General features: G+C 71.8%; 19 protein-coding genes and 4 pseudogenes. 9 read left to right on the top strand and 14 right to left on the bottom strand.

Annotated elements, in window-relative coordinates; translation table 11 throughout:
• Window positions 1-243: 243 nt before the first annotated feature.
• On the top strand, window positions 244-699 hold the full coding sequence (locus tag ACFZDI_RS08115; RefSeq protein ID WP_391248621.1) for a hypothetical protein: 456 nt from the start codon (window positions 244-246) through the stop codon (window positions 697-699).
• Window positions 700-845: 146 nt separating this feature from the next.
• Here ACFZDI_RS08115 and ACFZDI_RS08110 read toward each other — a convergent pair whose 3' ends face one another.
• The 6 genes and pseudogenes from ACFZDI_RS08110 to ACFZDI_RS08085 all read right to left on the bottom strand — a co-directional run bounded on the left by ACFZDI_RS08110 (window position 846) and on the right by ACFZDI_RS08085 (window position 5,477).
• Window positions 846-1,427: a hypothetical protein gene (locus ACFZDI_RS08110; protein ID WP_391248619.1), complete on the bottom strand. Its 582-nt coding sequence runs from the start codon at window positions 1,425-1,427 to the stop codon at window positions 846-848.
• 102 nt (window positions 1,428-1,529) lie between these two features.
• Window positions 1,530-2,630 (bottom strand): DNA glycosylase AlkZ-like family protein, encoded by a 1,101-nt coding sequence (locus ACFZDI_RS08105; RefSeq protein ID WP_391248617.1) that lies wholly within the window; start codon window positions 2,628-2,630, stop codon window positions 1,530-1,532.
• Between the two features lie 173 nt (window positions 2,631-2,803).
• Window positions 2,804-3,180, bottom strand: a pseudogene (locus ACFZDI_RS08100) (ATP-binding cassette domain-containing protein).
• Between the two features lie 27 nt (window positions 3,181-3,207).
• Window positions 3,208-3,835 (bottom strand): annotated as a pseudogene (locus tag ACFZDI_RS08095) (transporter substrate-binding domain-containing protein).
• Complete coding sequence (locus ACFZDI_RS08090; RefSeq protein ID WP_391248615.1) at window positions 3,832-4,341, bottom strand: GNAT family N-acetyltransferase; 510 nt, start codon at window positions 4,339-4,341, stop codon at window positions 3,832-3,834. The pseudogene ACFZDI_RS08095 and the gene ACFZDI_RS08090 overlap by 4 nt, the downstream one beginning before the upstream one ends.
• Window positions 4,338-5,477 (bottom strand): LLM class flavin-dependent oxidoreductase, encoded by a 1,140-nt coding sequence (locus tag ACFZDI_RS08085; protein WP_391248613.1) that lies wholly within the window; start codon window positions 5,475-5,477, stop codon window positions 4,338-4,340. Before ACFZDI_RS08085 ends, ACFZDI_RS08090 begins: the two co-directional genes overlap by 4 nt.
• A 576-nt stretch (window positions 5,478-6,053) precedes the next feature.
• Here ACFZDI_RS08085 and ACFZDI_RS08080 point away from each other — a divergent pair.
• From ACFZDI_RS08080 to ACFZDI_RS08065, 4 genes and pseudogenes are all read left to right on the top strand, one after another.
• A pseudogene (locus tag ACFZDI_RS08080) lies at window positions 6,054-6,248 on the top strand (amino acid ABC transporter permease); the annotation flags it as partial.
• A 117-nt stretch (window positions 6,249-6,365) separates the two neighbouring features.
• A complete protein-coding gene (locus ACFZDI_RS08075; protein WP_391248611.1) occupies window positions 6,366-7,595 on the top strand; it encodes an acyl-CoA dehydrogenase family protein in 1,230 nt (409 codons plus the stop codon).
• Window positions 7,596-7,760, top strand: a pseudogene (locus ACFZDI_RS08070) (DNA alkylation repair protein); the annotation flags it as partial.
• 44 nt (window positions 7,761-7,804) lie between these two features.
• Window positions 7,805-8,323, top strand: coding sequence for a DUF6174 domain-containing protein (locus ACFZDI_RS08065; protein ID WP_391248609.1), 519 nt, complete (start codon window positions 7,805-7,807; stop codon window positions 8,321-8,323).
• Between the two features lie 21 nt (window positions 8,324-8,344).
• Here ACFZDI_RS08065 and ACFZDI_RS08060 read toward each other — a convergent pair whose 3' ends face one another.
• From ACFZDI_RS08060 to ACFZDI_RS08050, 3 genes are all read right to left on the bottom strand, one after another.
• Window positions 8,345-8,935: a hemerythrin domain-containing protein gene (locus ACFZDI_RS08060; protein WP_391248607.1), complete on the bottom strand. Its 591-nt coding sequence runs from the start codon at window positions 8,933-8,935 to the stop codon at window positions 8,345-8,347.
• Between the two features lie 11 nt (window positions 8,936-8,946).
• Entirely contained in the window at window positions 8,947-10,146 is a 1,200-nt protein-coding gene (locus ACFZDI_RS08055; RefSeq protein ID WP_234849710.1) for a hypothetical protein, read from the bottom strand.
• Window positions 10,147-10,291: 145 nt separating this feature from the next.
• Window positions 10,292-11,569, bottom strand: a complete 1,278-nt coding sequence (locus ACFZDI_RS08050) for a SpoIIE family protein phosphatase (RefSeq protein ID WP_391248606.1) — start codon at window positions 11,567-11,569, stop codon at window positions 10,292-10,294.
• Window positions 11,570-11,659: 90 nt separating this feature from the next.
• Between ACFZDI_RS08050 and ACFZDI_RS08045 the strand changes: the two genes are divergently transcribed.
• Entirely contained in the window at window positions 11,660-12,013 is a 354-nt protein-coding gene (locus ACFZDI_RS08045; RefSeq protein WP_391248604.1) for a hypothetical protein, read from the top strand.
• 23 nt (window positions 12,014-12,036) lie between these two features.
• Here the strand turns inward: ACFZDI_RS08045 and ACFZDI_RS08040 are convergent, their stop codons facing one another.
• On the bottom strand, window positions 12,037-13,131 hold the full coding sequence (locus ACFZDI_RS08040) for a glutamate--cysteine ligase (RefSeq protein WP_234849708.1): 1,095 nt from the start codon (window positions 13,129-13,131) through the stop codon (window positions 12,037-12,039).
• Between the two features lie 328 nt (window positions 13,132-13,459).
• On the opposite strand from ACFZDI_RS08040, the gene ctaD reads away from it, so the two are divergent.
• Both ctaD and ACFZDI_RS08030 read left to right on the top strand, forming a co-directional pair.
• Window positions 13,460-15,172, top strand: coding sequence for a cytochrome c oxidase subunit I (ctaD, locus tag ACFZDI_RS08035; protein WP_234849707.1), 1,713 nt, complete (start codon window positions 13,460-13,462; stop codon window positions 15,170-15,172).
• A complete protein-coding gene (locus tag ACFZDI_RS08030) occupies window positions 15,169-15,543 on the top strand; it encodes a hypothetical protein (protein WP_391248602.1) in 375 nt (124 codons plus the stop codon). The genes ctaD and ACFZDI_RS08030 overlap by 4 nt, the downstream gene beginning before the upstream one ends.
• Window positions 15,544-15,610: 67 nt before the next feature.
• Here the strand turns inward: ACFZDI_RS08030 and ACFZDI_RS08025 are convergent, their stop codons facing one another.
• Window positions 15,611-16,210 carry a hypothetical protein gene (locus ACFZDI_RS08025; protein ID WP_391248600.1) on the bottom strand — a complete coding sequence of 200 codons (600 nt, stop codon included), beginning with the start codon at window positions 16,208-16,210 and terminating at the stop codon, window positions 15,611-15,613.
• 58 nt (window positions 16,211-16,268) lie between these two features.
• Window positions 16,269-17,123, bottom strand: coding sequence for a LysR family transcriptional regulator (locus ACFZDI_RS08020; RefSeq protein WP_391248598.1), 855 nt, complete (start codon window positions 17,121-17,123; stop codon window positions 16,269-16,271).
• A gap of 68 nt (window positions 17,124-17,191) precedes the next feature.
• On the opposite strand from ACFZDI_RS08020, the gene ACFZDI_RS08015 reads away from it, so the two are divergent.
• The gene (locus tag ACFZDI_RS08015; RefSeq protein ID WP_308287528.1) at window positions 17,192-18,109 is read left to right on the top strand and encodes an EamA family transporter; all 918 of its coding nucleotides are present in this window, start codon (window positions 17,192-17,194) and stop codon (window positions 18,107-18,109) included.
• A gap of 34 nt (window positions 18,110-18,143) precedes the next feature.
• On the opposite strand, the gene ACFZDI_RS08010 is transcribed toward ACFZDI_RS08015, so the two are convergent.
• Together ACFZDI_RS08010 and ACFZDI_RS08005 are read right to left on the bottom strand one after the other, a co-directional pair.
• Complete coding sequence (locus ACFZDI_RS08010; RefSeq protein WP_391248596.1) at window positions 18,144-19,466, bottom strand: ferric reductase-like transmembrane domain-containing protein; 1,323 nt, start codon at window positions 19,464-19,466, stop codon at window positions 18,144-18,146.
• Between the two features lie 423 nt (window positions 19,467-19,889).
• On the bottom strand, window positions 19,890-21,536 hold the full coding sequence (locus ACFZDI_RS08005; RefSeq protein WP_391248594.1) for a ricin-type beta-trefoil lectin domain protein: 1,647 nt from the start codon (window positions 21,534-21,536) through the stop codon (window positions 19,890-19,892).
• Window positions 21,537-21,759: the final 223 nt, after the last annotated feature.

Genomic DNA, 21,759 nt, shown 5'->3' with positions numbered 1-21,759 from the left:
CCACCTTGGGTTGCCCGGGGGGGGGGGCCCCGGCCCCCGGGGGGGCCCCCCCCCCCGGCCCCCCCCGGCCCCCCCCGGGGGGGGGGGGGGGCCCCCCCCCCCCCCCCCCCCACGGCGGGTACCAAGTCGGTCCCGGACGGGCGGCCCGGGACCCGGCGGGGGCGCGGCTCCGGGACCTGGGCGGCATACTGATCTTGCACGGCGTGCTGATCAGGCCGACGGCCGGAAAGGGGAGGACGGGACGTGACCACCGATGAGCCGGACGGGCGGGCAACTCCCCACGAGCCGCTCGGCGTTCCCCCGGTCCCCGACGACGTGTGGCTGAGGTTCCTCACGGACAGCGAGTCCGCCATACGCGTCACAGCTCCCCGGGAGCCCTCCGCCACGGAGCGGGCGGCGGGACGGCAGCTCCAACCCCCGATCGCCGTCGGCGACCTGTGGCAGCCGGACGACCTGTGGGTCCGCGTGGCGTGGCGGGACCTGGACCGCCGCGCCAAGGTCCGGCGCGCGGGGCGGGTGGCCGCCACCGCGGCCGCCGTCGCCCTGGCCCTGGGCGCCTGGTCCCAGTTGTCCACGGGCGCGGGCACCGACCACCGGCCCGGCGGGAGCACGGTGCGGCAGGTCGAGGGCGCGACCGCGCACCTGTCCACGGCCACCCCGCTGCCTTCCGCGTCCCCCTTCGTACGGCCGTCCCGATAACCCCCCGCGCGACGGGCACTCGTCCGGCAGGGCCGCACAGGATGAGCCACGGGCCGGATCCGGGCACTCGCCCGCGCGAGGCACTCGTCGGGCCAGTGAGGGCCGGTCGGGTAGCGTCAGCAGGACAGCCGGGGGCGCCGCCGCACTCAGCCCGTCTTCCAGCCCCTGCGCGTGTCGATCCGCTCCCACTCCGCGCCCCACTGCTTCATCCGGCGCCGGTCGAGGGCCATGCGGGCCAGCCAGGTGGCTCCCAGTGCCGCTCCGCCGGTGAAGATCCCCGCGAGCACCCCGCCCATGGCGGTGTGCAGCCAGGCCTCGCCGCCGGACACGGGCGGGGTCGTGAGGTCACCGCGGCCGTTCACCCACACAAGGACGATGCTCCCGGCGGGTGCCCTCGCCGGTACCCGGGCGTCCTCCCGGTGGATCGCACCGTCGGGCGCGGTCCACCGCACCTTGCCCCACACCCGCTGGTCGCTCGCCGTGCGGGCCTGGGAGGGGGCAGGCGCGTCCTCGACGACCACGGCCCGGACCTGGCGACTCTCGGCCCGCTGCCGTTCGACGGCCTGATCGACCGTGCCCGCGGCCAGCAGTCCCGCGAGCAGCCCGCCCAGCAGGGCGAGCAGCCAGCCGGCGAGCACGACCCAGGCCTCGACGACGTCGACGCGCCGTCTCAGCGCGTTGCGTCGCCACCGCCACCACCGCACGGTCACACGTTCTGACGCTTTCACGGGCCGACACCCCCTCGTGAGCACCGGCAGCACCCTTCCAGTGTGCGCCTGCCTGCCCGGAACGCCCGCCGATCACTGGAGGGGAGGGCATCCCGGGGTGGTTCAGCCGGGCGAGGCAGCGACGCGTACCCGCTCGCTCCGGCCGTCGGAGAGGAAGGAGGCCATCGCCCGGCCTTCCGCGGCGACGGCCGTGCGGTCGGTCCGGGAGAAGCGGCGCAGCGGGGTGACGAGCACCGTGTCCGCCTCCACGACCCAGGTCGCGGCGACCCGCCCGTCGACCAGGACGACCCGGGCACCGGCGACGGACAGGGGCCGGTGCCCGTCGTCGATGATCCGGCTGCGGTCGTGATAGCCGAGGATCGCGTTGTCGAACGCGGGCAGGAACCGCACCGGTGCGGGGGTGTCGGGGTCGGGGCGGGGCGCGTCGGGGAGGTCGAGCAGCTCACGGCCGCGATGGTCGCGGAAGGCGACCAGTTCCCCGCGGAGGGCGGAGACCGCGGCGGGCAGTCCGGCGAGACCGCACCAGGCGCGCAGGTCGGCCGGGGTGGCGGGGCCGAACGCGGCCAGGTAGCGCCGGAGCATCGCTTGGCCCACGGGGTCGGAGTCGTCCGCGGAGGGCGGGTCGATCTCGCGCCCGAGCCAGGAGGGGAGCAGCGCGTAGCGCGCGGCGCCGGTGGTGCGCCACAGGCCGCGCGGCGGTACCTGGACCGTCGGGAGGAGTGCGGCGACCAGCATCTCGCCCAGGGGCCGTGGCTCCGCGGCGGGCAGCCGGCCCGCGACGGCCCGCGCGAGTTCGGGCATGGAGCGCGGTTCGCCGTCGGCCATGACCGTGCGGCCCGCCGTCGCGAGCGCCCCGAGATCGACCCCGTCGAGTTCACGCCGGTACACGCCGAGGACCCGCCGGAGGAGCATGCCGTCGTGGCGGGAGCGCCAGGCCACGACGTCGTCCGCGGTGACGAGATGGACGGTGCGGCGCATCAGGTGGGTGCGTACGACCTGCCGCCCGGTCAGCAGGCCGGACAGCTCCGCCGGGTCGAAGGCCCGCAGCCGCGACCAGAGCCCGGCGAAGGGCTCCTGTGGTTCCTGCGCCTGCAGACCGCCCAGGTGCCCGACGGCGTCGAGGACCGGCAGGTCGGCACGCTCCAGGAGCAACTGCCGTGCCAGAGTGGCGCGGTTGAGCGCGCGGGTGTCGAGAACGGTCATCGGAGCACCTCGGCCTTCGGGTCGCGGGCCGGCCCGTCGTCGGGGTGTCCGGGCGGCTGACGCGCTCACCGTCGCACGGGTTGCGGTCGGATCGTGACCGCATCCCGTGACGGCGGCAGGGGGTCCGCACCGCGCCGCGCGGGTGAGGGGTGGGGACCTCAGAGGACTTCGGATCAGAGGACCTTGGAGAGGAAGGCGCGGGTGCGCTCGTGCCGCGGGGTGTCGAGCACGGCCGAGGGCGGGCCCTGATCCACGACGACTCCGGCGTCCATGAACACCACGTTGTCGGCGACCTCACGGGCGAAGCCGATCTCGTGCGTCACGACGATCACGGTGGTGCCGGTGCGGGCGAGGTCCTTTGAGGACGTCGAGGACGGCTGACCTTCTCCAGGTGGTTGATGGTGCGCAGCAGCGTGGACTTCCCGGAGCCCGAGGGGCCGAGGACCACGGTGACGTCGCCGGCCCTGACCTGGAGGTCGACGCCGCGCAGCACCTCCAGCGGTCCATAGCTCTTGTGGACGCCGTGGACGTCGACCATGACGGCACTCATGCGCCCTCCTCGGTGCGGCTCGTGGGGTCACCTGTGCTCGGGCGGGTTGATCCGCGACGCGTCGATCGCTGAGGCGCCGGTGCCCCCCTTCTTCAGGATCCGGGCGTACGTGCCGTCCTTGATCAGCTCGTCGACGGCCGCCCGGAACGCCTTGGTGAGGGGCGAGCCCTTCTTGACGGCGAAGCCCTGGCCGTCGTCGATGTAGGTGACGAAGTCGACGGTCTTCAGGCGCTGGGCGGTGACGCCGAAGTTGCCGGTGCCGACGTCGTACTTGCCGCTGCCGAGGGCGGGCAGGATCGTCTCGAAGGAGGCGTCCTGGCGGTCGAGCTTGATACGAGGACCTTGGCGACGGCGTCGGCGATGTCGATGTCCTGGCCGGCGGGCGCCTTACCGGGCCCGTCCGGGTACTAGGCGCCGGGCGGGAAGCCGACGGAGCTGCCGATGCGCAGCCTTCCCGAGGCGCGGACGTCGGCGGGCAGCAGGGCGGCGACGGAGTCCACCGTGCGTAGGCGGCCACCGGGTCGTCGGTCGGGGCGGGGGACGCCTGCGCGCCCGCCGGTGCGGCACCGGGGGTGGCGCCGGAGCCGCAGGCGGTAAGAGACAGGGCGGGGAGCAGCAGGAGAACGGCGGCGTTGCCCAGGTGGATTGTGTTCACTGCTTGGGGGCCTCTCCGAGGTGTTTCCCGAGGTATTTCTCGAACGGCAGCGGGCCGATGGTCTCCGGGTCGGCCTCGGTGTCGAAGAGCGGTGTGTAGCCGGTGGCCAGGTACAGGCCGCGGGCTTCGGGCTGGCGTGGGCCGGTGGTGAGGTACACACGCCGGTAGCCCCGGCCCGCCGCCTCGCGTTCCAGTTCGGCGACGACGCGCCGGGCCAGGCCGCGCCGGCGGTGGGCGGAGTGGGTCCAGATCCGTTTCAGCTCGGCCGTGGCCGCGTCGTAGCGGCGGAAGGCGCCGCCCGCGACGGGTTGGCCGCGTTCCAGCAACAGCAGGAGCACTCCCCCGTGCGGTGCGGTGAACTCCTCGTCGGGGTAACGGGAGATCTCGGCGTGCGCGTCCCTGCCGTAGCGTCTGGAGTACTCGTCGCCCAGTTCGCGCAGCAGCGGCCGGACCCGGGGGTCGGAGACCAGGACCTGAACGACCGTCAGTTCGGGTGCCGAGGTCATCGTCCGTTCACCGCCGCGAGGCGCTGCGGGTCATGGGCCGCCAGCTCGGCGTCGCGCTTGGCGACCTCCTCCCGGACGATCGGGATCACGTGCCGGCCGAAGTCGATGGCGTCGCCGAGCAGGTCGTAGCCGCGGGCGGAGAGGATGTCCACGCCGAGGTCGTAGTAGTCCAGGAGGGCTTGGGCGACCGTCTCCGGCGTGCCGACCAGGGCGTTGGAGTTGCCGGCGCCGCCGGTCGCGGCGGCCGTCGGCGTCCACAGGGCGCGGTCGTAGCGCTCCCCCGCCTCGGCGATGGCGATCAGCCGCTGGGAGCCGGTGTTCTGTGGCTGCGCGGTGCCGTTGTGGCGTTTGGTGACCGCCTCGCCGCGCTCACGGCGGGCCTTGATCGCGCCGACCGTGCGGTGGGCCTTCTCCCAGGCGAGTTCCTCGGTGGGGGCGATGATCGGGCGGAACGCCACCTGGATGCGCGGTACGTCGGTACGGCCCGCGGCCTTCGCGGCGGCCTTCACGTTCTCGATCTGCTCGGCTGTCCTCTCCAGCGGTTCGCCCCACAGGCAGTAGATGTCGGCCTCGGCCCCGCCGACGGCGTAGGCGGCGGGCGAGGAGCCGCCGAACGACACATTCGGGTGTGGCTGCTGGACCGGGAAGACGTCGCTGACGAAGTCGTGAAAGCGGTAGTGCTCGCCCTCGTGGTCGAAGGGATCGTGCGTGGTCCAGATCTTCTTGACGATCCGGATGTACTCACGGGTGCGGGCGTAGCGCTCGTCCTTGGTGAGGGTGTCGCCCTCGCGGCCCTGCTCCCGGTCGTTGCCGCCGGTGATGAAGTGCACGGTCAGGCGGCCCTCGCTGATCTGGTCGAGGGTGGCGAAGGTCTTCGCCGCGAAGGTCGGGTACGACACGTTGGGCCGGTGGGCGAGGAGGATCTGGAGCCGGTCCAGTCTGCTCGCGATGTAGGAGGCGGCCGGTGCCGGGTCGGGCGATCCGGAGCCGTAGGCGAACAGGACCCGGTCCCAGCCGTGTTCCTCGTGGGCGCGGGCGAGGCGGAGCGTGTAGTCCTTGTCGAAGGCGGCGCCGGAGCGCGGCGTGGTCTCGGATCCGTCGTGGGTGGCGGCGATGCCGAGGAACTCCACGGGCATGGGTCTGGCCTTTCCTCAAGTCGTCCGCCGTCGCGCCCGGGAGGCACCGGGGCACGACGGGGCGGCCCTGGGGGCGGCCGGGGCGCGGCGCTTCAGGGCATGGTGAAGGGGGTGGTGCACGGGGGTGATGGCGCCGGGGCCTGGACCCTGGCCGGGTGGGGCGGCGGCAGCGCGTGTCGGAAGAGGGACTCGGCCCGCGACGGGGGCACCGAGGGAGGGAAGGGCCGGTCAGACGGCCCGCTGCCGCGTCAGGCGCAACACGCCGCCGACCACACCCGACCGAAGTCGATGTGGCCACGGGTGACCAGGCGCTGCTCGGCGTTCATACGACTACTTGAGCAGGACATCTCACGTCTCGTCAACCACGGCCCGGATGGCGGACGGAGTGGGTGTTCGCCGGTCCGCGGGTTCCGGGTGTGGTTGACACCTGTGTGCGTCGGCCCCCTACGATCGGGCGCACCGCGTTGAGGGACGTGGCGAGCGTGATGACGCCGGGCCGGGCTCCGGCTTCCGTACCCGTGCCGTGCCTTCCCTCCCCTGGAGAGCCTTCCGATGGTCTCGCCTTCCGAGCTCACCGAGGTCATCCCGCTGCTGCTGGTCGCCACGCTCTGGTACACCGCCGTCACGACCGTGCTCGGTGTGGGGCAGTTCTATGTGGAGCGGCACTATGCGCGGGGCGCCGCCCGTGAGCTGCCGCCCACTCCCCTGCAACAACTGCGGGCCCGGCCGGCCGCGCACCGCCGTTCCCTACGTTCCCTATCGAATTACTAGGAAAGTATTGACGGGGCCTTGTGCTGCTGCGCAGGATGATGCGCATGGCCCACACATCTTTCCCGCCCGTGAGGCTCAACACCCCGTTCTGCAAACGAACTTGAGGAGATTCCTGCCATGGGCGTTGCCCCGGCGCCGTCCGGCCCCGTCGTGGAGTTCGACCAGCCCGGGCCCGGCAGCGGGCACTGGCTGCGGGTGGCCCGCGAGACAGCGGAGGACCTGGCCACGGACGCGGTCGCCAGAGACCAGGCGGGCAAGCCTCCCTTCGACGAGGTGTCGCGGCTGCGTGAGTCGGGGCTGCTGCCCCTCCTCGTCCCCGCCGAGCTCGGGGGCGGCGGGGCGGACTGGTCCGACGCGTACGCTGTGGTCCGGGAGATCGCGGCGGCCGACGGCGCCATAGGCCAGCTCCTCGGCTGTCACTACTTCACGTCATGGAGCGCCCGGTTCCTCGCCCAACCGGCCCTCGGTGCGCGGCTGGAGCGGCGGTCCGCGGCGGAGGCGTGGTGCTGGGGCGGCGGCCTGGCCCGCCAGGAACCGGCACTGTCCCTCACCCGGGACACGCGCGGCTACGTGCTGAACGGCCGGCAGAGCTACGCCGCCGGCGTCCTGGTGGCCGACCGCCTCGCCGTGCGTGCGGTGCGGGCCGGCACCGGTGAGCCGGTCGTCGTCGTGGTCGATCCCGCCCTGCCGGGCGTGGTCGTCGACGGTGACGCCGATCCCTTCGGCCAGCGGCTGGCGGCCGGTGGCAGCGCGGAGTTCGACGCGGTGCCGGTCGCCGCCGACGACGTGCTGGGGTCCCTGGCCGCGGACGAGGACGTCCTGTCGCCGCGGACGGCCCTGGTGTCACCGGTCGGCCGGCTGCTGTCGGCGCAGCTCCGGCTCGGCATGGCGGAGGGCGTGCTCGCCGAGGCCCGTGAGTACAGCAGGACCGGCCAGTCGCACTGGCACCCCGACTGGCCCGTCGGCTCGCCCCAGGACCCCCAGGTGCTGACGGCGTACGGCGAGCTCACCGTGCTCACCCGCTCGGCGTCCGCACTCGCCGACGAGGCGCGTCAGGCCGTGCAGGGCGGACTCGCCCACGGCGAGGACCTCACCTACGAGGACTGCGCGGAGATCTCCGTCCTGGTCGCCATGGCCGAAGCCGCCGCGTCCAGGGCCGTCCAGGAGTCCACCGCCCGGGCCCTGGACATCATCGGTGCCCGTTCCGCTTCCGCGCGGCTAGGCTTCGACCGGTTCTGGCGCAACGCCCGCACGCACACCCTGTACGAGCCCGTCGGCCACCGGCTCCGGGACGTCGGGGACTACTTCCTCAACGGCGCGCACCCTCCGTTCGTCCTCCCCGTCTGACACGCGGACTTCCGGGCCCGGGCGATCGACATCGGTGAGCGCCTGGAAGTGCTCAAGGACCACCCGGCGTCCCCGGGCTGCTCCTCGCCGTTCGTGCCCGTCCGGATCGATGAGATGGTGCGCCGGCAGCAGCCGCGCCAGGGTGGCCGTCGAACGTTCCGCTGATGGGCGGCGTCATAGCGGTAGCCGTCGTCGAAGGGACCTCCGCCATGACCGCCATGACCCGCGCCGCCCGAGCCGTTCGTGCCACCGTGCTGATCGCAGGGACCGTCGGCGCGGCCGCCGCCTGCGGCACCGCGCCGACGTCCCCGGAGGCGGAGAACGTACCCGGCCGCGTCCGGGGCGGCTGGCAGGAGCCCGCCGCCTACACGTACACGCTCCGGTCGAGCGAGGGGGAACGGAGCCTGCTCGGCACCTTCCGGATCTCGGTCCGCGAAGGCGTCGTGGTGAAGGCGGTGGGCCTGGACGACTCCGCGCGCAGGGCGGTCGAGAGCGACCCGGGCAGCGTGCCCACGCTCGGCGAACTCCTCGCCGAACTGGAGCAGGCGCGTCGGGACCACGCGCACATGGCGGAGGCGCGGTACGCGGCCGACGGGCACCCCGTGCGCATCGTCCTGGACCGGGAGGAGAACGCCGTCGACGACGAGGCCCGCTACGACATCACCGCCTACCGTCCGGCGCACGGCCGGCGCGCCGGGGATCCGGCCGGCCCCCGGCCGGCCGCCTGAGGCCGGCCGTTCCTCGCCGGATCAATCCTTGCCCATCGCCTTGCGGACCGCGTCCTTCGTACGGTCCACGAGGGCCGAGACGGGACCGAGGGCCACGTTGGCCGTGCCGGACTCGACTCCCGGGTGGGGGCGGGTGGGCGCCATCGCCTCGGCCGCCTTCACCGCCTTGGCGAGGGTGGCGAGGCCGTCGGCGTCGGTGCTGCGGCGGATGTGCGTGAACTCGTAGCGTTCCTCGGCCCGGGCGTGCTCCTGCACGTCCTTGCGCAGCTTCATCAGCTGGAGCATGAACTTCGGGTCGTCGGTGTCCAGATCGTCAAGGGCGGACAGGGTCTCCTTGGCCGCCCGCTCCTCGGTGAGCCGGTCCTCCACGACCTGCTCGCCACCGGGCAGGTTCCGCCGGGCGAAGGGGTGGACGACCTCCTCCTCGGCGGTCTCGTGCACGGCCAGCAGCCGCACCAGGCGGCGGAAGGCCTCACGGCGTTCCTCCCCGGAGCTCTGCTCGACCTCGTCGAAGAGGTTGCGGATGTCGCCGTGCTGGCGCATGAGGAGGGCGACCACGTCGGTGTCGGCGGCCCGGTCGTCGCCGGCCTGGGGGGTGTGGGTCTCGGGCATGGCCGTCCGCCTCACTTCTCGCGCATCGCGGGGTCGGGGTGCTCGCCCTCGGACTGCACGCGGTACTCGCGGCCGAACATCTCGTCGTGCTGGACCATCACGCGCTCGCTGGGCGGCTGTTCACCGCCGTGGATCTGCTCCTGCATCTTCTCGAACCGCTCATGTGCCTCGCGCACATAACCGGCGCCCAGCGTGGTGAGGTCCATCTGCGTGTCCAGCAGCTCACGCAGGTACTGCTTGTTCGGCTCGAAGGTGAGCACGTTCGGCAGTTCCGGAGCGAGGACCTCCTGCGGCTCCCGGCCGTCGTGGCGGCGCATCAGGTCGCAGGCGGTGTGCAGGTGCTCCAGCTCCATGTTCAGGTGCAGCTCCCAGATCGCCTTCACCTTGGGGTCGCTCTCCTGCTGCATGAAGGAGTAGTACAGGTAGCACTCGTTGTACTCGTGGTTGACGAGCTGCTCCCACCACGTCTCCCCCGGGTCCACGAGGGACTCGTAGTGGGTGACGTGCTCCTCCTCGATCAGCCCGATCTCCTGGTAGAGCTGCCGGGCGATCGGCTCCATGTAGGTGGGGCCGGTGTTCATGTAGAAGTTCATGGTCTGCTGCTCCGCCGACATGATGGTCAGGGCGTGCAGCTTGGACAGGGGGTTGGTGCCGCTCTTGTCGTACGGGTCGCGGACGTTGTCGTACGGGTCGCGGTGGTGGTACTTCGTCGGCCGGCCCGGCATCACCTCGGTGAGGTTGTCGACGATCGACTCCGCCTTGCGGTGCTCGATCATCTCGTAGAGGTTGGCGTACCGGTACAGGTGGTCGAAGTCCTCCAGCACCCCGAACTGGTAGGCCTGCTGAAGGTACGGGTCCGGCTCCATCCGCGCCACCCACGCCGTCAGGTCCACCGCGACCTGCTCGTAGGCGATGGTCGTCTCCAGGACGGAGGACACACCGGGCAGCAGCCAGTTGACGACCTTCTGCTGCTGCGCCTCGATGTAGCGGGTCCGGGCGAGCTGCCGCTTCACCTCCGGATCGACGGTGTTGCGGGCGAGCTGGTGGCTGAAGAGGATGGCCTCCACCTCGATGCCGTTCATCGTGATGATGCGGCAGCGGGTGTACGGGTCGCAGCGGTCTGGGTCGATGGGCGGCACGTTCAGCTCACGCCAGCTGCGGAGCTGGCGGTCGAGCGGGATGCCCCGTTGTTCCAGTGGATTGAAGCTCATGGGACGGTCTCCTGGGGGTAGGGACTCGTGCGCCGACGGAGTGCCCCGCCAGGGCCGGAGCGAACGGGTTCGCCTTCCCCACCTTTCGGGCCGTGTCGGTTTCCGGCCATCGCACGCCCCCGAACGGGTGAGCGCTGCGTGGTTCTCAGGCCGGCTCGCCGGTCCCGGACGACGGGTCGGCCCGCGACAGGCCGATCAGGCCGGCCGCGGTGTCGGGCGGCTCCAGGTGCGGGCCGATCCACTCGCACAGCAGGACGGTGGCATCGTCCTGGAGTCGGCCGTCGTGGTAGTCGAGGACGGCCTGGACCAGGCGGCGCAGGGTCTCGGGGACGGGCAGGCCGTCGGCGTGGTGGCGGATCAGGAAGTCGGTGAAGCGTGCCAGACCGAACTCCCGGCCACCGGAGCCGCGTGCCTCGGTGATGCCGTCGGTGTAGAGCACGATGCGGTCCCCGGCCTGGAGGTGTTCCTCGCACACGGTGCTGCGCAGACCGAGGGCGGTGCCCATCGGATGGGCGGGAGGGCAGGCGAGATGGCTGGTCCAGCGGTTGTCGCGGATGACGATGGGCGGATGGTGGCCGCGGTTGACCCACTGCAGGACGCCGGTGCGAGTGTCGAGCGTGGCCAGGACTCCGGTGACGTAACGCCGCTGGTGGTACTGCTCCAGCAGGGCGGCTTCAACCGCGTCGGCCTTTTCCACGAGGCCGGCGCCCTGGCGGCGGGCATTGCGGCAGGCGCCCAGCGCGAGGGCTCCGGACAGACCCGCCGCCGTGTCGTGGCCCATCGCGTCGAAGATCGTCAGATGGACCAGGGGCCCGTCGACGGCGTACTCGAAGACGTCACCGCTGATGTCGTAGGCCGGTTCGAGGGACGCGGAGATCGTCACCCTGCCGTCGGCGTAGGTGCGCGGGGGCAGGAGGTTCCACTGCATCTCCGCGGCCACGCTCATCGGCCGGGCCCGCACCAGTTTGGCCAGTGCGTCGCTGGTGCCCCTCTTGCTGACGATGATCAGCGCGACGAGCGCGGCCAGCGCGTTCATGTCCACGCGGGCCTCGGTGTCGTTGTGTTCGGTGCCCACCCGCAGCATCCCGATGCGTTCCGTTCCGTCCAGCAGCGGGACCCACCACGCGGACCCGGCGCCGCCCGGGGGCGCGGCGGGCAGGACGTCGCCGTACTGAAAGGCCCGCCCTGCCACCGTCCCCTCGACGTGCAGCTCCCTCTCATGTCTCCGGGTGGCCGCCTCGTCCCCGGGGGGCAGACGCAGGACGTTGCGCTGCAGATCGGCGACGTAGATCAGCACCTCGTGGAAGGACGCCGCGCGGGCACACTCGGCCGCCTTGGCCGGGAGGAGTTCGATCGGCATGAGGTGGCTGGCGTCCAGCAGCCCGGCGAGCATCCGCCGGCCGCCTTCGCCGCTGCGTTCCATCGGCATTCATCTCCTGGCTTCGACCGGCCCGTCTCGGGTACTTCCATGGCGGAACACCCCGCCCACCGAGGAAACGGAGGAACGGAGGCCGTGTTGCTGTCCCATGCGCTCGATCGCGGAGTCCTCGTCGTCACGGTCCACCAGGACCCCGGGATCGACGGGCGCGCCACGCTTCTCACGAGGATCAGCGACCTCGTGCGGGCCTGCCGTCCGGCATCCGTGGTCGTCGTCCTCGACGAGCCGGCCGCCCGGAACGCGGTGGTCGGCGTGATCCTCCGGGTCCACCGTCTGTGCAGCCGGCTGGGCACGCTGATGTCGGTGGCCACGCACAGCGCGCCCGTCCGCCGCGCGCTGGAGGCGGAAGCCGACACCGGCGGCACGCGCCTGGTCGTCCATGCCCGCGCGGACACCGCGGTCGCCGCCGCCTGCGCCGCGGTGGCCTGAGGAGCGGTTCCGGGGCCTCACCGTCACGGCATCGTGCTCTGGGCGCTGATCAGCTCGGTGACCGCGCGCAGACCGCCGTGTGCCAGGGCGGCGCGCTGCCGGTCCGCGCCGGTCCCGTCCTGCAGCAGCCGGTGGACCAGGGACGTGACCTGCCGGGAGTCGCCGGACGCGTCGAGGGCGGGTGCGACGTGCCGCAGGAACTCGTAGAGCACGTCGCCGGCCCGGTGCGGGGTGCCACCCGGGTCGACCAGGGTGTCGCCGAGTCCGTGCCGGGCGGCGTGCCACATAGCGGCCTGCAGCATCTCCGGCGCGCTGTCGGGCAGGGGCACGTCGGCGGTCGCCTCCGCCAGCGCGGTCTCCACAAGGGCCCGGATGATCGCGGCGAGCATGACCGCCTCGTCCGCGCGCAGCTGGACGTCCAGGCACCGCACCTCGACGGTGGGATAGGTGGCTGAGAGGCGGGCCTGCCAGTAGAGCTGACCGGTGTCGGAGATCAGGCCGGACTCCAGCAGCCGCTCCACGCGCCGGTCGTAGTCGGCGGCGTCGCGGAAGTGCGGGGGCATGCCGCTGACCGGCCACCGGCTGAAGATCACGGTGCGCCAGCTGGCGAAGCCCGTGTCGTGGCCGTCCCAGAGCGGGGAGTTCGCGGCCATGGCCGTCAGGGTCGGCAGCCGGGAGCGGATCCGGTTCAGGACCTGTACGCCCGCTTCCCGGTCGGGCACGCCGACGTGCACGTGCGTGCCGTTGACCAGTTGCTCCGCCACGAGCTGCGGGGCCTGGGTGACCATGGCGCGGTAGCGGGCCTGGTCGGTGACGGCGATGGGGCGGCCGTGCCGGACCGGCGGTGTGCCGCACACCCCGATGCGGCAGCCGTGCTGCTCGGCGGCCACGCCCACGGCGTGCCGCAGCCGCAGCAGATGACCTCCGACCTCCTCCAGGGTGTCGCAGACCGGGGTGGCCACCTCGACCTGGGCCTGGAGCAGCTCGTACTGCACTTCCTGATCGGCCACGAGATGCCCCACACCCGCCGCCGCGCGCACCTTGTCCGCCTGAGGTACCGGCAGGCCCGTCACCGGGTCGAGCAGCAGGTACTCCTCTTCCACGCCGATCGTCGTCATCGACCATCCTTTTGTCCCGCCCGGCGGCCGGCCTGTCCCCGGGCGCAGCCCGTGCAGTGGAGGTCACCTCTCGGGGGCACGCTCGTGGCTTCCCGAGTGCCGCGCTCCGGCCCGGACAAAACACGGCACAGACCCAGAAAGCGATTGCACGGGCAAAGGAGCGCCTACCGGTGCCACCCGGCGTGCGGGGGGGGGCCGCCCGGTCGAATGGATCACTGCTCCATTCGGATCAAGGGCACCCGGCGGCATACAAAGGTGAGCAACCGGACCCAATAGGTTCCTCTCGGGCGGACGACCGTCCGTCCTGTTGCTGCCGATCGAGGAACTGATGGCGACTCACACCGAACCGGTTGCACCCGTCCCTGCGGTGGAGCGCCGTGGCAGAGGTCAGGTGATCGTCTCCTGGCTGACGACCACCGATCACAAGAAGATCGGGCACCTGTATCTGATCACGTCGTTCGGCTTCTTCCTGGTCGCCGGGGCACTGGCGATGGTCATCCGGGCGGAGCTGGCGCGGCCGGGGCTGCAGATCGTCTCCAGTGAGCAGTACAACCAGGCGTTCACCATGCACGGCACGATCATGCTGCTGCTGTTCGCGACGCCCACGTTCGCCGGTTTCGCCAACGCGGTCATGCCCCTCCAGATCGGTTCACCCGACGTGGCCTTCCCGCGGCTGAACATGTTCTCGTACTGGCTGTTCCTCTTCGGTGGCCTGATCGTCCTGGGCAGCTTCCTCACCCCGCAGGGATCGGCCGACTTCGGCTGGACCGCGTACACCCCGCTCAGCGGCGGTGAGCGCACCCCTCAGGTGGGAGGCGACCTGTGGATCATGGGCCTGGCCCTGTCCGGCTTCGGCACGATCCTCGGCTCGGTCAACTTCATCACCACCATCATCTGCATGCGCGCCCCGGGCATGACCATGTTCCGGATGCCGATCTTCACCTGGAACGTGCTGCTCACCTCGGTGCTGGTACTGCTGGCCTTCCCGGTCCTGGCCGCCGCGCTGCTGGTGCTGGAGGCGGACCGGCGCTTCGGGGCGCAGGTGTTCAACGCGGAGAACGGGGGCGCGATCCTGTGGCAGCACCTGTTCTGGTTCTTCGGCCACCCCGAGGTGTACATCCTGGCGCTGCCGTTCTTCGGTGTGATCACCGAGATCATCCCCGTCTTCGCCCGCAAGCCGATCTTCGGGTACACCGGCCTGATCGGCGCGACCGTCTCCATCGCCGGGCTGTCGGTGACGGTGTGGGCCCACCACATGTTCGCCACCGGCGCGGTGCTCCTGCCGTTCTTCTCCTTCATGACGTATCTGATCGCCGTGCCGACGGGCGTGAAGTTCTTCAACTGGATCGGCACGATGTGGCAGGGTTCGCTGTCGTTCGAACCACCCATGCTCTGGGCACTCGGCTTCCTGGTCACCTTCCTCTTCGGCGGCCTGACCGGCGTGATCCTGGGCTCCCCGCCGCTCGACTGGCACGTCACCGACAGCTATTTCGTGGTCGCCCACTTCCACTACGTGCTGTTCGGGACGATCGTGTTCGCGATGTTCGGCGGATTCAGCTTCTGGTGGCCGAAGATGACCGGCACGATGCTCGACGACCGCCTGGAGAAGATCCACTTCTGGACGCTGTTCGTCGGCTTCCACACGACGTTCCTGGTGCAGCACTGGCTCGGTGCCGAGGGCATGCCCCGGCGCTACGCCGACTATCTGGCCGCCGACGGTTTCACCGCGCTCAACACCGTCTCCTCGATCGGCGCGTTCCTGCTCGGCCTGTCCACCCTGCCCTTCCTGTACAACGTGTGGCGGACCGCCCAGAAGGGCGAGAAGGTCGAGGTCGACGACCCGTGGGGTTTCGGCCGCTCCCTTGAGTGGGCCACGTCCTGCCCGCCGCCCCGCCACAACTTCGTCACCCTGCCCAAGATCCGCTCCGAGTCCCCCGCCTTCGACCTTCGCCACCCGGACGTGGCGAGCCTGGACGAGGCGGAGAACACCGGGCGGCGCGATGCCATCGACGCCGAGGGGCACAAGGGCGAGCGGCAGTGAGACGCGGCAGGCACGAGCCGTCCGCGGGTGAGCAGCGCAGCCTCCTCGCCGACGAGACCGAGGGCTATCTCCTCGCCCACACCCACCGCGACGGCGCACAGCGCGAGGCAGCGGAGCTCTGCGGGCGGATGCCGTGGCTGACCACGGCCCAGGCCGAGGATCTCACCGGCCACTACGTCCGCCTGCGTCTCGACGTCACCCGGCAGCTGATGCTCGGCACCGTGCGGCGGGCCGAGGAACTGCGGCAGGAGTACGAAAGCCGTTACGCCCACCTCCGGCGTGCCCTGCTGCGCCGGCACGCCGCCGGAGCCTGTGCGGTGCTGGCATGCGTTGCCGGGGTGGGTGCACTGGTGGAGGTACTCCCTGACTGACCGGGGGGATCATCGGCCGTAGCCGTCGTGCTCACGGGGGCCTGATATCCGTGCCCGAGCGGTGGCTTCAGTGGCCGTAGGGCGGCTCGAAGCAGCCGGTCTCCGGGTAGGGGCCGTTGACCCGCACCTCGAAGTTCGACTTCTGCGCGAACCCCGACACGCAGGCGTCGGCGTGCACGCGCAGGGCGACCCGCGTCCCCTCGGGCGTGACGTAGCCGTCGTCCTTCCAGCGCGGGGACATCGTCGTGACGGTGAGCGTCCCGCCGAGACGCTTGCCGTCCTGCGTGACGCGCTCCTCCTCGTAGCCGAGCCGGAGCAGTGCCGTCCGTACGGTCGCCGGGTCCCACTTCCGCTGCTTCCACAGCCGCTCGATCACCGGCCGGATCCGGGCGGCCTCCCGCTCGGCGTCCTTCGCGTGGGCCGGGGCCATGTCGCCCTCGCGGCGGTAGGCGTTGTTCTCGTTGTAGTGCGGGGCACCGTCACCGGCGCCGGGCTCCACATAGGGCGACGCTCCCGGGGCGCTGGGCGAGGAGGTGACCGACGGAGAGGAGGCCGCTCCGGTCCGGGAGTCCTGGGCATGGAGGTCGCCGCAGCCGCCGACAGCCGCGACGACGGCGAGCGTCACGACGACGAGACGGAACGGGCGGACCGGCTTTGAGGTGGACATGAAGCCGACTCTCTCATCGCGGCCGGGTCCCGCTCGCCGGATTTTCGCGTCCGGACGCTCAATCGTTGCGGTACAGAGCGGTGAGGAGTTCGATGGCCGGCTGCGTGGCCGGGTGGGGCTCGTCGTGCCACCACGCGAGGCGCACGGCGATGGGTTCGGCGTCCCGTACGGGGCGGTAGACGACTCCGGGGCGCCGGTACTGGTGGGCGGTGGACTCCGCGGTCATGCCCACGCAGCGGCCGGTGGCGATGACCGTCAGCCAGTCGTCGACGTCGTGCGTCTCCTCGGTCGCCGGGCGGGAGTGGGGTGGCCACAGGTCGGGGGTGGTGGTACCGGTCCGACGGTCGATCAGCAGGGTGCGGCCGCTCAGGTCGGCGAGCCGTACCGAGCGGCGTCCGGCCAGGGGGTCGTCCGCGGCCAGGGCGACCATGCGTCGTTCGAGCCCCACGATGACCGAGTCGAGCCGCCGGTCCTCCGTGGGCCTGCGCACCACGGCCAGGTCGCACGCGCCCTCGGCCAGGCCGGCCGTCGCCGAGTTGACGCGCACCAGGTGCAGTTCGGTCTCCGGACGGTCCAGAGCCCAGCGGCGCTGGAAGGCCGAGGTGTGGCGGCCCAGCGCCGACCAGGCGTAGCCGATCCGCAGGACGGCGTGGCCCGACGTGGCCTCGCGGACCAGGTCGTCCACCTCCCCGAGCACTCTGCGGGCCCGGGCCACCACGCGCAGCCCGGTCGCGGTCGGGGTGACCTCGCGGGACGTGCGGCGCAACAGCTTCGCCCCCAGGGCCCGTTCGAGGGAGGCGAGCGTTCGGGAGACCGCCGCCTGGGAGACGCCCAGCGCGTGGGCGGCGTCCGTGAAGGTGCCCTCGTCGACGATCGCGACGAGACAGCGCAGCTGGCGGAAGTCCACATCCATGACTGCATCGTATAGATCGAACTCGTGGCGCATTTTGCGCAAGGATCGGCTCGGCGCACGATCAGCGCATGCGAGCCGCCTCCGCCCCCGTCGCCGCCTCCGGCCCTCCCACCGAGCCCGTGCTCCCGCCTGCGGCGGAGGACGCCGGGCACAGCCCGCGCCGGCTCGTCGGCGTGGTCACGATGGTGGGCAGCGGCCTGTCCAACCAGACCGGTGCCGCGATCGGCTCCCTCGCCTTCCCCGTCATCGGGCCGCTCGGGGTCGTCGCGGTCCGTCAGTACGTGGCCGCCGTCGTGCTGTGCGCGGTGAGCCCGCCCCGGCTGCGGTCCTTCACCTGGCGGCAGTGGTGGCCGGTCCTGGCGCTGGCCGTCGTCTTCGGGACGATGAACCTGTCCTTGTACAGCGCCGTCGACCGCATCGGCCTGGGCCTGGCCGTGACCCTGGAGTTCCTCGGTCCGCTGACCATCGCCCTGGCCGCCGCGCGGCGCCGGGTGGACGCGTGCTGTGCGGTGACGGCGGCGGCGGGGGTGGTCGTCCTGATGCGGCCCCAGCCGTCCGCCGACTACGCGGGCATGGGGCTGGGCCTGCTGGCCGCAGCGTGCTGGGCGTCGTACATCCTGCTCAACCGCACCGTCGGCCGGCGCATCCCGGGTGCTCAGGGCTCGGCGGCAGCGGCGGGCCTGTCGGCCCTGATGTTCCTTCCGGTCGGTGTCGTCCTCGTCGTCCGTCAGCCGCCGACCGCGCAGGCCGTCGGCTGTGCCGTCGCCGCGGGCGTTCTGTCGTCCGCCGTGCCGTACCTGGCGGACCTGGTCACGCTGCGCACCGTACCGGCCCAGGCCTTCGGGCTGTTCATGAGCGTCAACCCCGTTCTCGCCGCAGGGGTGGGCCTGTTGGGCCTCGGCCAGCACCTCGGCTGGGCCGAGTGGGCCGGCATCGGCGCCATCGTGCTGGCCAACTCCCTGAGCGTGCTCGTACGCCGGGGCTGACCCGGCTGAAGGTCATGCGCCGGCCGGGCCGGTCTCAGGCCAGGCCGAAGCGTTCGGCGTGCACCTGCCGACGGGGAACCCTCAGCCTCCGCAGTGCGTCGAGCACGGCCGAGGTCATCGCGGGCGGGCCGCAGACGTACACGTCGCGCTCGGCCATGTCGGGGACCAGGGCCCGGAGGCTGTCCGGCGCGAAGGGCCGGTTCCCCTCCCCCGTGCGGCCGGTGAGCAGGTGCAGCCGCCCACCGCGGTCCGCGACCAAGGCGCGCACCTCGTCGGCCAGCACGGCCTCGTGTTCGCTGCGCACCCGGTAGAGCACGACGACGTCCCCCGCCGCTTCCTCCTCCAGCAGAGCCCGGACCGGGGTGATCCCCACCCCTCCGGCGATCAGGAGAGCACCGGGCCGCGTTCGGTGCAGTGAGGTGAACGCCCCGTACGGTCCCTCGACGTACGCACGGCTCCCGACCGGGACGTGCCGCAGGCCCGCACTGGCACTGCCGACCGCCTTGGCGGTCAGGCGCAACGTGCGGCCGTCGGGAGCCGCCGACAGGGAGAACGGATTCGCCGCCCACCAGTGCCGGTGCCCCGGGAAGCGCCAGATGCAGAACTGGCCCGCCCGGGCGGGAAGCCGGTCGAGATGGCGGCCGGTGACGTGTACCGACACCACGTCGTCCGACTCCGGCACCACCGCGCTCACGTGGAACCGGTGGTAGGCGTTGCGCCACACGGGCAGGACGATCCGGCCCGTGACCAGCGCACCGAACGCGAACAGCCACAGGGCGAACCAGTAGGTCTTCGCGGCCGTGGAGGAGTTGAAGGTCGTGGTCTCCTGCAACTGGTGGACGAACGCCAGCCCCAGCGCCACGTACAGCAGCAGGTGCAGGCCGTGCCACGTCTCGTACCGCAGTCGCTGCCTCACGTACCGGGCGGAGACGGCACCGATCACGACGACGATCGCCGCGGCCGCCATCCCGAGCAGCGACGCCGGCACCCCGGCCAGCGCCAGGAACGTCTTCGTCATCGGCGCGTCGTCGAGCCGGTCGTAGCCCAGCACCACCAGAACGGCGTGGGTGAGGAGGGTCCACACCAGGGTGAAGCCGACCCACCGGTGCCACACCGTCAGCCGGTCCATGCCGATACGGCGGTCGAGCCAGGGCAGCCGGGCCACCAGCAGCAGCTGGAACAGCATCAGCACAGCGGCGTGCACACCGAAGAACTTGGCGACGGTGAGCACGTCGTTCTTCCCCGTGCCGGCGTCGAGGAACAAGAACTCGACGATCACCACGTTGACGATGACGAACGTCCACAGGGCCCACCGGGCCGCAACCACCGGAGTTACTGTGCGTCGCCGCACCCGCATCTGTGACCCAGCAGCTTCCACTGCTTCCCCCTCATGTTCAGGTGACGTACCGCGTCCGGGAACGCATACGGATCTCGCCGCGAAGAGACTCGAACCGTTCATCGGCCGCGGTCGCCACGCCGTCGAGCGGACCCCTGAATAGCACCTCGCGCACCCGTCGGCCACCCCGCGCGGACCGAAGCCGCCCTTCGCGGCCTCGCGCGCAACGCGGCAATCGGCCCGGGCGGCGGCAGCCGGACGTCCGGGGTCCAGGGCGCTTACCGCGGCACCTTAGCCGCGCCGGGTGGTTTCCAGCCTGAACGGGATCGCTCCACCGGGGCGTGGCCCGACGAGGCGCCGGGCGCTCACGTTCCCGCCCGGCGCCTCGTCCGGCCCGTGAGGCGGACCTCCTCGCCGTCGTGACTCCCCTTCCGCCGCAGCGGCTCAGACGCGGCTCCACTTCTGGTTCGCCTGCCCGTTGCAGGTCCACAGGACCAACGGGGTACCCCCCGCGGTGCCGGCGCCGTTGACGTCGAGGCACAGCCCCGCGCGCACGTTGCGGATCGACCCGTCTGCGCCGACGGTCCACTGCTGGTTGTTCTGGCCGTTGCAGGGCCAGGTGACGACCCGAGTGCCGTTGGTCGTGCCCTGGTTGTGGGCGTCGAGGCACTTGTCGCCGAAGACACGGATCTCGCCACCGGCCCATGTGGTCCACAGCTGGTTGGCGGCTCGGTGACAGTCCCAGATGAGTACGGTGGCGCCGGGCGCGGTCGAGGCGTTGTCCACGTCCAGGCAGCGGCCGGACGCGCTGCCCCGCAGGCGCGAGGTGGTGGCGCTCAGCGGGCTGCCCCCGCTCACCCGGAACACGGCCACGCCGTGCGCGGGAACACTCGCCGAGATCTGGCCGGACGTCGTCGAGGTGCCGCCGTTCCACAGCTCGGTGAGGTTGAACGGCCCGCCGGTCAAGCCGACTTGCGCGGCCGTGGTGGTGACGGTCGCGGCAGCGGCGCCACGGTTGAACAGACCCACCGCGACCGATCCGTCGGACAGGGGCTTGGCGAACACCTCGGTGGAGCCGTCGTCGCGCACTCTGCGTCCGCCCGCGCCCAGCGGGTCCTGGTTCACCGCCAGCAGGCGCGGGTTGCGCAGGATCGCGCTCACGTCGGCAGACATGGTGCGGATGTCGTTTCCGGCCATGAGGGGAGCGGCCATCAGCGCCCACAGGGCGAAGTGGGAGCGGGACTCGGTCAGGGACAGGCCCGGGCGGCCGACGACCAGCATGTCCGGGTCGTTCCAGTGCCCCGGACCGGACTGCGCCGCAAGCGGCGCGGCGACGTCCAGGACGTTGCCGACGCCCATGGGGTAGCTGTTGGTGTTGTTGTTCTGCCAGATGTCGAGCAGGTCCTCGGTCGTCCGCCACAGGTCGGCGACCTCGCCCCAGTTGTACGTGGCGCCGGTGATGGCGTGGAAGCTGTTGGGGTTGATGCTGTAGACGATCGGCCGCCCGGTGGCGCGCAGGGCGTCGCGCATCAGCGTGAACCGCGCGACCTGTTCGTCCCGGGTGCCGCTCGAGGAGCACCAGTCGTACTTCAGGTAGTCGACGCCCCATGCGGCGAAGGTGGCGGCGTCCTGGGCCTCGTGGCCCCTGCTGCCCGTCGATCCGGGATAGGCGCCGGTGGTCTGCGCACAGGTGCGCTCGCCCGGCACCTGGTAGATGCCGAACTTCAGGCCCTTGCCGTGAAGGTAGTCCCCGAGGGCCTTCATCCCGCTGGGGAACGTGGCCGGGTTGGCCCGCAGGTTGCCCGCCGGGTCGCGCTGCGGGTCGAACCAGCAGTCGTCGACCACCACGTATCGGTAGCCGGCGTCCTTCATGCCGGACGTCACCATCGCGTCGGCCGCTTGGCGGACCTGGGCCTCGGTGATCCCGCACCCGAAGCTGTTCCAGCTGTTCCAGCCGAGCGGCGGGGTGAGCGCCGGGCTGCCCGGCGCGGCCGTGGCGGTGGGGGGTGCGGAGCCCGCCAGGGCCGCGGTGACCGTCAGCACGGTGGTCGCGAGAAGGCGGAGCAGTCGTCCGCCTGGTCGTCTGGGCACCAAGGCCTCCTCGGCCGGAACGGTGTCACGGGTGGCGACGCCGAGCTGATGTCACGCCCATGACAGTCAGGTGGGTTCGAAATTTCGTATGCAATTCAGAACCATTCGGAAAATGGTGATGCCCCGGATGGTAGAGATAGGCCTGCACATGTCAATACCGGGGGAGCGTCCACCCGCCAGGCAGCAAATTTAGGCTTCGAATGTTTCGCAGGGCAAATCGAAT

This window comes from Streptomyces sp. NPDC007907 (genome assembly GCF_042959365.1).
GTDB lineage: Bacteria > Actinomycetota > Actinomycetes > Streptomycetales > Streptomycetaceae > Streptomyces > Streptomyces indiaensis.
Note: the sequence above shows the minus strand (reverse complement) of the source record. Positions and strands in the feature narration are given on the sequence as shown.